11 protein-coding genes and 1 pseudogene are annotated in these 11,785 nt (G+C 43.1%); 4 read left to right on the top strand and 8 right to left on the bottom strand.

Going from position 1 to position 11,785, the window contains the following annotated elements:
• Positions 1-4: 4 nt before the first annotated feature.
• The 8 genes from AAEY99_RS14765 to AAEY99_RS14730 form a co-directional block, all read right to left on the bottom strand.
• Positions 5-556, bottom strand: a complete 552-nt coding sequence (locus AAEY99_RS14765) for a septation protein A (RefSeq protein WP_162023420.1) — start codon at positions 554-556, stop codon at positions 5-7.
• Positions 557-676: 120 nt separating this feature from the next.
• Positions 677-1,546 (bottom strand): transporter substrate-binding domain-containing protein, encoded by an 870-nt coding sequence (locus AAEY99_RS14760; protein ID WP_351010987.1) that lies wholly within the window; start codon positions 1,544-1,546, stop codon positions 677-679.
• A 91-nt stretch (positions 1,547-1,637) separates the two neighbouring features.
• The gene (gene trpA, locus AAEY99_RS14755) at positions 1,638-2,441 is read right to left on the bottom strand and encodes a tryptophan synthase subunit alpha (protein ID WP_351010985.1); all 804 of its coding nucleotides are present in this window, start codon (positions 2,439-2,441) and stop codon (positions 1,638-1,640) included.
• Positions 2,434-3,645, bottom strand: a complete 1,212-nt coding sequence (trpB, locus tag AAEY99_RS14750; RefSeq protein ID WP_101086751.1) for a tryptophan synthase subunit beta — start codon at positions 3,643-3,645, stop codon at positions 2,434-2,436. The genes trpA and trpB overlap by 8 nt, the downstream gene beginning before the upstream one ends.
• 57 nt (positions 3,646-3,702) lie before the next feature.
• Positions 3,703-5,106 (bottom strand): bifunctional indole-3-glycerol-phosphate synthase TrpC/phosphoribosylanthranilate isomerase TrpF, encoded by a 1,404-nt coding sequence (trpCF, locus tag AAEY99_RS14745; protein ID WP_335691497.1) that lies wholly within the window; start codon positions 5,104-5,106, stop codon positions 3,703-3,705.
• Positions 5,099-6,142: an anthranilate phosphoribosyltransferase gene (gene trpD, locus AAEY99_RS14740; protein WP_101086753.1), complete on the bottom strand. Its 1,044-nt coding sequence runs from the start codon at positions 6,140-6,142 to the stop codon at positions 5,099-5,101. Before trpD ends, trpCF begins: the two co-directional genes overlap by 8 nt.
• Before the next feature lie 2 nt (positions 6,143-6,144).
• Entirely contained in the window at positions 6,145-6,744 is a 600-nt protein-coding gene (locus AAEY99_RS14735) for an aminodeoxychorismate/anthranilate synthase component II (protein WP_182745063.1), read from the bottom strand.
• A gap of 29 nt (positions 6,745-6,773) precedes the next feature.
• On the bottom strand, positions 6,774-8,351 hold the full coding sequence (locus tag AAEY99_RS14730) for an anthranilate synthase component 1 (RefSeq protein WP_350979487.1): 1,578 nt from the start codon (positions 8,349-8,351) through the stop codon (positions 6,774-6,776).
• Positions 8,352-8,806: 455 nt separating this feature from the next.
• On the opposite strand from AAEY99_RS14730, the gene rnm reads away from it, so the two are divergent.
• The 4 genes and pseudogenes from rnm to scpB all read left to right on the top strand — a co-directional run.
• On the top strand, positions 8,807-9,667 hold the full coding sequence (gene rnm, locus AAEY99_RS14725; RefSeq protein WP_351010982.1) for an RNase RNM: 861 nt from the start codon (positions 8,807-8,809) through the stop codon (positions 9,665-9,667).
• Positions 9,664-10,284, top strand: a complete 621-nt coding sequence (locus AAEY99_RS14720; RefSeq protein WP_101086756.1) for an L-threonylcarbamoyladenylate synthase — start codon at positions 9,664-9,666, stop codon at positions 10,282-10,284. Before rnm ends, AAEY99_RS14720 begins: the two co-directional genes overlap by 4 nt.
• Positions 10,285-10,323: 39 nt before the next feature.
• Complete coding sequence (locus AAEY99_RS14715; protein ID WP_162023413.1) at positions 10,324-11,112, top strand: segregation and condensation protein A; 789 nt, start codon at positions 10,324-10,326, stop codon at positions 11,110-11,112.
• Between the two features lie 22 nt (positions 11,113-11,134).
• A pseudogene (gene scpB / locus AAEY99_RS14710) lies at positions 11,135-11,731 on the top strand (SMC-Scp complex subunit ScpB); the annotation flags it as partial.
• Positions 11,732-11,785: the final 54 nt, after the last annotated feature.

Genomic DNA, 11,785 nt, shown 5'->3' with positions numbered 1-11,785 from the left:
ACAATTATTGGTTATCAGTAGGTTGCGAGTTGTCATCTTGCATATTTTTATACAGATACACTACCGTTATCACTGTGTTAATTAAGGTAAGGGCGGTTAAGCCAAATACTTTGAAGTTAACCCAGGTTTCTAAAGGTAAATTAAACGCAATATAAATATTGGCGAAACTACATAATACAAAAAATCCAACCCAATACCATGTGACTTGAGTCCATATTCTATCGTCTACTTTCATTTCTTTGCCTAACATGCTCTTAAGCGCTGATTTTCCCATGATTTGTGAGGCAATTAACCCTATAGCAAACAAGGCATAAACAATACTGACTTTCCATTTGATAAAAGCATCATCGTGGAAAAATAGGGTGAGCGAACCAAATACAGTTACCATGGCGAAGGTGGCTAAATGCATTTTTTCAATATGTTTATAAATCAGATACGTAATGACGAGTTGAATAGCCGTGGCAGCAATCAATACTCCTGTTGCGGCGTAGATATCATAGAATTTGTAAACGGCAAAAAAAATGACCAGTGGTAAAAAGTCTAACAGTTGTTTCATAAAAATCTCTTGCAGAAAAAGGACAACAAACAGCTGTCACTACGACAATATACGCCGATTGTAACATGATGAGATAGTGTTTATGAACCATAAGCAGTTGTGCAATTGCAACCTTAGTGATCATTGTTGTTTTAAGGTGAGCCATAACTGAGTTTCACTTAGTAGATCAGCACTTTTTTTAGATAAAAAGGGATTATGCAGCACAAATTCGGTGCGGTTATCTAATTCGGATTTACTGAGCATACCTTGAGTGATTGGGTGGTTATAGAATAAGTCATCGAAGCTACCGTCATCGATGCGCTGAGCTAAGGATGTGTTGTCTTTACTGACAAAAAAATAAATGGGCGCGGGATACTTTAATAAGATTTTTTGTTCAAGTGCTAGGTCTGGATAACGGTCCAAGTCTCGCCATGGTTCGTGTATTGAGCGGGGATAGTAGTCAAAGCGACCTTTCAGTAACATGGCTATTAAACGACTATCACTGCCAGATGTGACGGTAAAACCATTACTGTGCAAAATAGGTACATCTGGCCAATCAGCGCCTTGGCCAATTAAGGTCTTTTTGATGTCTTCTATGGCGTTTATGTTGTCAAATTTAGCTTGATCATTTTTACGGATTAGCCCAATTCGGTAACCCATTAGTCCTTTAAGTAATGGCACATAAATAGCTTGTAATTGATCTTCTCGTTCAATGCTGGTCATGGTCCAGACAACATCAATAATCGTGTTATCAGCCACCATTTTAAGTGCTCGACCCTGTGGCATTTGGATCATGGCGGCATTCATTTGAAAGTCACCATATTTATCGCGACTTTTTTCTAACGCAAGTTCAAGTAATGAGACAAAATACGCTTGTTTTGGGTCAATCCCATGAATTGCAGCATTATAAGTGACGATAGTTTTAGGTTGTGCGGAAGGGGCTACAGCCTTAAGACTGTAGCTAACAAATAGAATGGTAATCGTTAAAATCCCTATTAACGAACTTTTCATATAATACCGAATTGGTTGATATTTGTCCTAGTATAACGGACATAAAAAAAGGAGCAATAAAATCGCTCCTTTTTCAACCTGAAAGTGGCCGTTATGTAGCCGCTTTCATTGCTGCGGTAAATTCGGCGAGTTTGGCCAATAATGTCACTTCATCATGTTGTTGCGCTTCAATGATTTTAACCACGGCAGAACCTGAAATAGCACCCGCGGCTCCAGCCTTGATGGCGGCGCGTACTTGCTCCGGTTCAGCAATACCAAAACCTAATAGTGGCGGTGGGGCATTAAATTCGACCAGTTGCGCCAGAATATTCTCAATTGGCTCACCCGCTTTGGATTCAGTGCCCGTTACGCCGGCACGAGATAATAGGTAGGTATAACCTTCACCTTGTTCACTAACCAGTTTTAAGGTGTCAGCATCAGCATTAGGCGGTGCAATAAAGATAGGCGCGATACCATGTGCTTTTGCAGCCAAACTAAAGGGTTTTGATTCTTCTACAGGCACATCGGCAATCAATACAGAATCAACACCAGCAGCTTGTGCTTTGGCATAAAATGAATCGATACCATTAGCAAATACTAAGTTGGCATATAGCAATAATCCGATAGGCAGCTCAGGATATTGCGCACGTATTTTAGCGATAATGTCAAAGCAATCACTTTGTTTAGTACCTGCCGCTAATGAGCGCAGGTTAGCACCTTGTATCACCGGGCCATCGGCTAATGGATCTGAAAAAGGAAAACCTAATTCAAGTGCATCAGCGCCATTATCAACTAAGGTCTGAATGATTTTCATCGATAATTCAGGACTTGGATCGCCAATGGTCACAAAGGGAACAAATGCGCCTTGATGTTGTGCTTTCAGTGCAGCAAATTTTGCTTGATAACGGTTACTCATTGCCGCTCTCCTGTTGTTTTTGTTTGGCCTCTAAAATATCTGCCACTGTGAAAATATCTTTGTCACCACGACCTGATAAATTAACCACTAAAATGGTTTCTTTAGTGGCTTCCTTTGCCATGCGAACGGCGTAAGCAAGTGCGTGGGCTGATTCTAATGCAGGAATAATGCCTTCACAACGAGCGAGTGTTTGGAACATTTCAAGTGCTTCATCATCGGTTGCAGACTCATAACGAGCACGACCAATAGCGTTTAAATGTGCATGTTGTGGGCCTACCGATGGAAAATCAAGTCCGGCAGAAACTGAATACGATTCTTCAATTTGTCCGTCACTGTTTTGCATTAACGGTGATTTCATGCCAAAGAATATACCTGTTTTACCGTGTTTAAGCGGCGCGCCGTGCATTGCCGTATCAAGGCCTTTACCTGCAGGTTCAACGCCAATCAACTCAACCGATGCTTCGTCAATAAAGTCAGCAAACATACCAATAGCATTTGAGCCTCCGCCAACACAGGCAATAACGGCGTCGGGTAAACGGCCTTCTTTTTCAAGAATTTGTTTTTTAGTTTCTTCACCAATAATGCGCTGAAACTCGCGCACAATTGTCGGGAATGGGTGCGGTCCAGCAGCGGTGCCTAATAAGTAATGTGCTTTATCATAGCTGCCCGACCAGTCGCGCATGGCTTCGTTACACGCATCTTTTAGGGTTGATGAACCTGAGGTAACCGGTATAACTTCAGCGCCCATTAATTTCATGCGGAACACATTTGGCGATTGACGTTCAATGTCTTTAGCGCCCATGTAGACTCTACATTTTAAGCCTAAAAGCGCACAGGCTAGAGCAGTGGCTACGCCGTGTTGACCCGCACCGGTTTCAGCGATGATTTCTTTTTTACCCATGCGTCTGGCTAACAACGCTTGTCCCAATACCTGGTTGGTTTTATGGGCGCCGCCATGAAGTAAGTCTTCACGTTTTAGGTAAATTTTTACCAACGGATTTGGACTTAAATTACGGGTCAGTGTTAGCGCTGTTGGGCGGCCAGCATAGTTCTTTAGCAGGTCGGTAAATTCAGCGATAAAGCTTTCATCTTGTTGTGCTTCAACAAAGGCCGTTTCGAGTTGTTTTAATGCAGGCACTAAAATCTGCGGTACGTACATCCCACCGTATTCGCCGAAATAAGGGTTAAGCTTGAGCTCGGTCATAAATATTCCCTTCGAGTAATCATGTTTTTAACTAAAAATGGTGTGGTAAATAGAAAATTAATTACGGCGTAATTGAGTAAATGCAGCAATCAGTTTTTGATGGTCTTTATGGCCAGGGGTAGATTCTACTCCTGAATTTAAGTCGACCCCATAAAATCCTTGTTGGCTTGCTAGATAAACATTGTCAGGGGTTAATCCACCGGCCAACATCGCATCTTGTTTATCATTAATATTGGCTTGCCAGTTGAATGTTTTTCCGGTGCCGCCAAATTGTTGTGCTGATTTGCTGTCGTATAAATAACGATCGGCGCCAGCAGGTTGTTGACTCACTTCGCCGCTGTTGCTATCAATTGCAACGGCTTTCCAAATCTCGGTTTTTAGCTGCTGTTGATTCAATAACGCTTTTAATTCGGTGATTTCAAGTTCAGTTTCATTGCCGTGTAATTGCACTGCAAAAAGATTCAGTGTTTGGGCCAATGAAGCGATATCTGCAACGGGGTGATTAACAAACACACCCACCATATTTAAGCCAATATTACGTTGCTGCATTTGGGCGACTAATTCACTTGCTTGTGCTGGTGTTACGGCTCTAGGTGATTTGGGATGAAAAATTAGCCCACCAAATACCGCCCCAGCAGTTGCCACCGCCTCAATATCGTCAATTCGAGTCAAACCACAGACTTTATTGTTTCCAAAAATAAGTTGTCTGCACGCTAAATCAATATCGTCTTGCGCCATAATTGAACTGCCAACAAGATAACCGTCAACCAATGGATTTAGGCGGCAAACTTGTTGATGGTTATAAATACCTGATTCGCTAATAACGACTCTGTCTGCTGGGATCTGTGGCGCTAATAACTCAGTTGTCGCCAAATTAGTACTTAAGTCGCGTAAATTACGATTGTTAATACCAATTATTGGGGCAAGGAGATCAATCGCTCGGATCAATTCCTCTTGGTTACTCACTTCAGTTAAGGTATCTAATTGATACTTAGCCGCTTCGTTGGCTAATAAACGATATTGCTCATCATCAAGCACTGACAACATGAGTAAAATAGCATCAGCACCTTGATGGGCCGCCAATTTCACTTGATACGGGTCGACAAAAAAGTCTTTACAGATAATGGGCTGAGTCACTCTGGCGCGGACTTTTGGTATGTAGTCCATGTCACCTTGGAAAAATTGTTCATCGGTGAGTACAGAGATGCCTGCAGCGTAATTGACATAAATATCTGCGATGGCTTCAACATCAAATACAGGGCGAATAAGCCCTTTAGAAGGACTGGCCTTTTTACATTCAAAAATAAACTGAGCATTAGGTGCTTTCAGGGCATCGTATAAGCTACGGTCAGATATTTTAGGCTGTAGACTGGCTTCAGGGAAACGCAGTTTTAGCGCGGCGATATGTGCCACTTTAGTATCAACGATACGGGTTAATACATTACTTTCTGGCTTACTCATGGTGTTCTCCAGCTTGGCTCGCGGCAGCTAAATCGGTTAATAAGGTAAAAGCTGTACCGCTGGCGAGTGTAGTGAGCGCTAGCTGAGTACCGGCTTGAACTGAGTCGCAAATACCACTGATATACAAAGCACAACCTGCATTAATCGCCACCGCATCTCTATGTGCTGGTAGACCTTTACCTTGTAAAATGGCTTGGGTGATTAAGGCATTATCAGCTGGTTCTCCACCCGTTAACTGCGATATGTCTGCACGGTTAACGCCGAGATCTTCAGGGCTCAGTTGGTAAGTACGCACCACACCGTCTTTTAGTTCTGCCACATGAGTATTATCATGAAGCGCCACTTCATCTAAGCCACTGCCATACACCACCATTGCGCGTTTAACGCCAAGGGCATGTAACACTTGTGCAATAGGTTCGATGAGTTCAAGTGTATATACGCCCAACAGCATAAATTCTGGGCTTGCAGGGTTAATTAATGGGCCTAACACATTAAAAATAGTACGGGTTTTTAACGCTTGCCTTACAGGCACAGCATGTTTCACCCCGCCATGGTAATGCGGCGCAAATAGAAAACATAAGCCAAGCTTATCTAAACACTGGCTTGCTGCGTCTGGCGCCATGGTGAGCGCGATACCGCAATGTGACAGTAAGTCAGAAGAGCCAGACTTGCTTGAGACGCTGCGGTTACCGTGTTTAGCTACTTTTGCTCCTGCTGCTGCTGCAACAAAAGCGGCAGTAGTAGAAATGTTGATGGTGTTATGGCCATCGCCGCCAGTACCGACAATATCAACAATGCCAGTTTGCTTTGAGGCATCACTTCGTGGAAAGGGTTTAGCTGCTTGGCGCAATGCGTCAGCCGCTCCGGCTATTTCATCAATGGTTTCGCCACGCATTTTTAGCGCCACTAACATACCCGCCATGGTTGCAGGTTGCATATCACCTTGAATAATAGCGCTAAACACTTGTGCCATTTGTTCACGAGTTAATGGCTTACCTTGATACAGATGGTCGAATAACGTTTGCAGATTATCCATTATTATCCTCCAGTAAAGGCATGGTCTTGGGTTAAATACGCTAATGTCTGCGTGAGTAACTGGCTGCCTAGGGTGGTTAAAATTGATTCTGGATGAAATTGAAAGCCCATAGCTTGATGTTGTGGATGTAATATTGCCATTGGCATGTCATCTGTGGTGGCAATAACGTCTAAGCAGTCAGGTACCTTAGTCGCAACTAAGCTGTGATAACGGGCCACCGGTAATGGTGAGGGTAAGTTTGCAAATACGCCTTGACCATTATGGAAGGTCGGGCTGGCTTTACCGTGGACAACAAACGGCGCTCGCTCTACTTTGCCGCCATAATATTCAACCATGGCTTGATGACCTAAACAAATGCCAAGCATCGGGACTTTACCAGCCACTTTGCCAATGAGTTCCATCATGCAGCCAGCCTCGTGAGGAGCTCCAGGTCCGGGTGATAGCACTAATGCCTTTTTACCCGTTTCATTCATGAGTTTTTCAGCAACATAATCGGCACTGACATCATTACGATAAATGACAACTTCACAGCCAAGGCTGCGGAATTGATCGACTAGATTGTAAGTAAACGAATCGAAGTTATCGAGTAAATATATTTTCATCCGTTGATCGCTTTGTGTGGTTGCGGTGCTCATAGCCCACCTCCCATTTTTATCGCAGAAATGACCGCTTGGGCTTTTTGACGTGTTTCATCTGCTTCGGCTTGTGGATCTGAGTCAAACACCACTCCAGCACCTGCTTGTATATGAGCAACATCATTTTTAACAAACGCTGAACGGATAACAATGCAGGTATCCATGTCGCCGAGACCATTGAGGTAACCCACTGCGCCACCATAACTGCCGCGACGAGCTTGCTCCGCTTGGCGAACTAATTGCGATGCACGCACTTTTGGCGCACCCACTAAGGTTCCCATGTTCATGCAAGCTTGATAAGCGTGCAGGGCATCTAAATCTAAACGTAATTGACCAGTGACGCGACTGACTAAATGCATCACGTGCGAGTAACGATCAACTTTTAGCAGTTCGGCCACTTTACGGCTACCGCTTTGGCTGATGCGAGCAATGTCGTTACGTGCTAAATCGACCAGCATTAAATGTTCTGACAATTCTTTCTTATCTAAACGCAGCTCGAGCTCTATACGGCTGTCTAGGTCAAAATCAATCTCACCTTGAGCATTTTTACCGCGCTTACGCGTGCCAGCAATGGGATACACTTCAACTTGGTTACTGGCCGCATCGTATTTCAGGGCACTTTCTGGCGACGCACCAAATAAGGTGAAATCAGGACCTCTAAAATAGAACATATACGGACTAGGGTTGGTTAAGCGCAAAGCCCGATATGCCCCGAGCGTATTTGGGCAAGGTAAGCTGAAACAACGAGATGGCACAACTTGGAAAATATCGCCGGCGACAATGTGTTCTTTTAAATCAATCACGGTTTGCTTAAATTGCTCGTCGGTGATGTTAACTTCTTCGTCGGTTGTCACTGGTGTTAATTGAGCAATGTCACCTAGATCGGCACATTGTTCGATAACGTGTTGCAGTTGCTGAACTAATTGTTGTGCAATCATTTCATCTTGACCGAATTGGTGGCTAACAATCTCGGCTTGCTGAGTTTGATGGTCAATTAAAATAAGTGTTTCAGCAAGATAGAATAAATAATCTGGGCAATCATTGTGAGCGTTGGGCGCTGCAGGGAGTGGCTCGACAGTATCAATTAAGTCATAGGCTAATACACCACCTAAAAATAAATCTTCAAATTTAAGCGGATTATTGGTTTGAATGTGTTTAATAAACATTCTTAAGCCATCAAGAGGAGATGTTGACTTTAAACGTGCATCTTCATCTTGTAACTCGGTGGCCTTTTGCAGCGTCACGATGAGAGTATTATTATCTCGTTGTTGCTGTGTATCGCTGAAGAAGTTGGCTATTGGCGTTAATAACGCTGCACCATTTTGAGTTAATGCGCTGAAGCTGAGCTGATAACCGTCGCAACGTATCATCATTGCCGCATGAGTGAGTACGATGCTTTTTAAATGGTCTTTACTTTCGACCTCTGCTGATTCTAACAGCATGGTATGAGGCGCATTATTAGTCACTTGCTGATACAATTTTAGTGGATCAGTATGGTAGGTTAATGCCTGCTTTTGCGTGGTAACCTGAGCGAGTTGGTTTGGTGTGCTCACTGTTGTCGTCACTGTTGTCATCACTATGTCGCCGCTCCTTGTATCATGTTTGTTTATCATCTGTTGGCCTTTAATATTATGTAACCCGAGTGACTAAAGTGAGTGGGCCAAATAACAAGAAAGCCCACATCTCTGCGGGCTTTTTGGTAAAATCTTGTCTCTTAAAAATGAGCACAACGCTTCACACCACCCGTTAATTTGGGAAGTGCCACCACCAAGTAATGTGTAATGAAGCTAAAGAGTGTGTCATTGTTAATCGCTATGTTGTGTCTGTGTTTAATGCCTATAGGAAAACCCAGCTGGAGATTAATGTCAATTGAATATTTCTCAAAAGCTAACAAAAAATGGCAATATGGACAAATCTAGTCTACTTATTGAGCCCTCTAACTAACTTATGCATAAATAATTCATCAATTGCCATCATTTATTCATAAATCCAAGCAGTATTTTAATCGCCACTCTAGTACAATAACCACATGATTACAGAGACTCTCTTGGCCGATCTTCACAGCCACACGACCGCATCAGACGGTCAATTAACACCAACAGAATTATTAACTCGCGCTATTGAAAAAGGCGTTGAGATGTTTGCTATTACTGACCATGACACTGTCGGAGGGTTAGCGGAAGCGCATCTTGCTAATCAAAACCATGCCACGCCATTAGTATTAATTAATGGTTGTGAGATTTCGACTCGTTGGAACAGTTTTGATATTCATATCGTCGGATTAAACTTGGATATCGCTCATACGGGATTATTGGATTTTTTAACTCATCAACGTGAGTTGCGTGAAGTCCGAGCCCAAGAAATTGGTGAACGTTTAGCTAAAGCGGGGATAGAAGGTGCCTATGACGGTGCTAAAGCTATTGCCGGCGATGCAGCGCTGAGTCGTGGCCATTATGCTAGATGGTTAGCCGATAATGGTCATGCGACAGATATGCCTAGTGTATTTAAACGCTTTTTAGCTCGTGGCAAAACAGGTTATGTACCCAATAATTGGGGCGATATGGCCAATGCGATAGCGCATATTCATCAAGCCGGTGGTGTTGCAGTATTAGCTCACCCTAGCGGTTATAAATTATCGGCCAAATGGCTTAAGCGCTTAGTGCGTGAATTTGCAGAGGCCGGTGGCGATGCGATTGAAGTTATTTTAGGCCAGCAAACATTAGACGACCGTAATAACCTTATCGCATTAAGTAAGCAAAATAACCTACTTGCTTCTGTGGGGAGCGATTTTCACTTCCCGAGTAATTGGATCGAGTTAGGTAAAAACTTATTCCAACCACAAGGTGTGGAATGGGTTTGGCAATCACAACATTGGACGAAAAGAGCATGAGTCAATTTTGGTATATTCATGATGAGAACCCACAGGCACGATTAATTAACCAAGCTGTGGCGATTCTTAAACAAGGTGGAGTCATTGTTTATCCCACTGACTCAGGTTATGCATTGGGTTGTATGATTGGCGAAAAAAATGCCATGACGCGTATGGCGCGCATTCGCCAGATTGAAAATGACACTAATTTTTCATTAATGTGTCGTGATCTCTCTGAGCTGGCCAATTTTGCCCGCGTTGATAACCAAGCATATCGTTTATTAAAAAGCTGTATGCCTGGTCCATATACGTTTATTTTCAAAGCCACTAAAGAAGTGCCACGTCGTTTACAGTGTGACAAAAAGCGCACCATTGGCATTCGCGTGCCTAATAATGTCATTGCACTCGCGTTACTCGAAGCATTGGGTGAACCAATGATGACCACCAGTTTAGTGATGCCAAATGAGCAATTTGCTGAATCTGACCCTGAACATATTCGCGATATACTCGATAACTTGGTAGACGGTATTATTCACGGTGGTTATTTACCTGAAAATCAAACGACAGTGATTGATATGTCTGAAGATGAGATGGTGATATTACGTCATGGTGCTGGCGATACCAGTGCATTTGAATAAACCAACGTGATACCCGCAGACGAATCATCTAAGATAAACATGCCAGGCAGTCAGCAAAGCCTGCCATTAGCAATGGTTCGTGGCCAAGCGCTTAATAGCATGCCCCTAGACTTGTTTATTCCGCCTGAGGCTTTAGAAGTGTTTCTTGAAACCTTTGAAGGCCCATTAGATTTATTATTATATTTAATCCGCAAACAAAAATTAGATGTGGTTGATTTGCCTATTCAACAAATCACCCAACAATATTTACTCTATATTGAAATTCTCACTGAAGCGCGCATTGAACTGGCTGCCGATTACCTTGTGATGGCGGCAACATTAGCGGAGATTAAATCCCGATTATTGTTACCTAAAATGGCCAGTGAAGATGATGAGGAAGAAGATCCTCGCGTGGTGCTTATACGGCAATTAAAAGCCTATGAAGTGATCAAACAAGCAGCAGTAGATATTGATACGTTACCGCGGATTGAACGAGATGTGTTTCAAGCATCTGTTAGCGCAGCCCCAGACATTAAACCGGTGACGGTACCACCAGATGTTTCGCTGGTGGATATAGCTCGTGCGTTTGGCGAAGTGTTAAAACGCATTGATGCCAACGAAGATCATCATGTAAAGCGCGAACATTTATCTACCCGTGAACGCATGAGCCAAATTTTAGCTAAATTATCCAGTACAGAATACATTGGTTTTGAGTGTTTGTTTGATGTCAGTGAAGGTCGAGCTGGTGTGGTGGTGAGTTTTTTGGCACTCATGGAGCTGGTTAAAGAGTTACTCGTTGAGTTAGTGCAAAATGAACCGTTTTCACCCATCTATGTAAAAGCGTATTAATTAACGATATTCGAAGAGATCCATGAAGCCCATTAATCCTATTCAGTTAAAACAGCTTATTGAAGCCAGTTTGTTTGTCTTAGCTAAGCCGTTGTCGGTAAAAGCCATTAAAGAAACGGTGTTAGCTGACTTTAGTGTATCGCGCACGCGCATTCAGGAAACGCTTGATGAATTACAGCAAGATTATCAAGAGCGGGGCGTACAGCTAGTTAAAGTCGCTAGTGGTTATCGTTTTCAAACTCAAGAAATACTCAGCCCTTATTTACAACCTCTGTGGCAAGACAAATCCCCTAAGTACTCTCGTGCAACGCTTGAAACGTTGGCGGTGATTGCATATCGGCAACCAGTAACGCGTGGTGATATTGAATATATTAGAGGCGTGGCGATTAGCAGTAATATCATAAAAAGCTTAGCGGATCGGCAGTGGATTAAAGTGGTTGGCCATAAGGAAGTACCTGGTAAACCAGCATTGTATGCGACCACCCCTGCATTTCTGGATTATTTTAATTTAACAAAACTTGCCGATTTACCTGCATTAACCGATGCCGCATCACTGCAAGGGTTATTTGATAAAGTGCAAGTTGCTCTCGATGAGCCTACAGATGATGCCAGTAGTGATGATCACCAAGACGATGGTCAACAAGTTAATGACGAGCAAAACGATAGCGAAAAC

Source organism: Shewanella sp. S1-58-MNA-CIBAN-0166, assembly GCF_040310085.1.
GTDB lineage: Bacteria > Pseudomonadota > Gammaproteobacteria > Enterobacterales > Shewanellaceae > Shewanella.
The sequence above is the reverse complement of the archived record's forward strand: the minus strand, read 5'-3'. Positions and strand labels throughout refer to the sequence as shown.

Coding starts and splice junctions, on each gene's coding strand:
- AAEY99_RS14735 (WP_182745063.1), bottom strand. CDS start 6,744: ATGAAAATATATTTACTCGATAACTTCGATTCGTTTACTTACAATCTA.
- rnm (WP_351010982.1), top strand. CDS start 8,807: ATGATTACAGAGACTCTCTTGGCCGATCTTCACAGCCACACGACCGCA.
- AAEY99_RS14760 (WP_351010987.1), bottom strand. CDS start 1,546: ATGAAAAGTTCGTTAATAGGGATTTTAACGATTACCATTCTATTTGTT.
- AAEY99_RS14765 (WP_162023420.1), bottom strand. CDS start 556: ATGAAACAACTGTTAGACTTTTTACCACTGGTCATTTTTTTTGCCGTT.
- trpCF (WP_335691497.1), bottom strand. CDS start 5,106: ATGAGTAAGCCAGAAAGTAATGTATTAACCCGTATCGTTGATACTAAA.
- AAEY99_RS14720 (WP_101086756.1), top strand. CDS start 9,664: ATGAGTCAATTTTGGTATATTCATGATGAGAACCCACAGGCACGATTA.
- AAEY99_RS14715 (WP_162023413.1), top strand. CDS start 10,324: ATGCCAGGCAGTCAGCAAAGCCTGCCATTAGCAATGGTTCGTGGCCAA.
- trpA (WP_351010985.1), bottom strand. CDS start 2,441: ATGAGTAACCGTTATCAAGCAAAATTTGCTGCACTGAAAGCACAACAT.
- AAEY99_RS14730 (WP_350979487.1), bottom strand. CDS start 8,351: ATGACAACAGTGACGACAACAGTGAGCACACCAAACCAACTCGCTCAG.
- trpB (WP_101086751.1), bottom strand. CDS start 3,645: ATGACCGAGCTCAAGCTTAACCCTTATTTCGGCGAATACGGTGGGATG.
- trpD (WP_101086753.1), bottom strand. CDS start 6,142: ATGGATAATCTGCAAACGTTATTCGACCATCTGTATCAAGGTAAGCCA.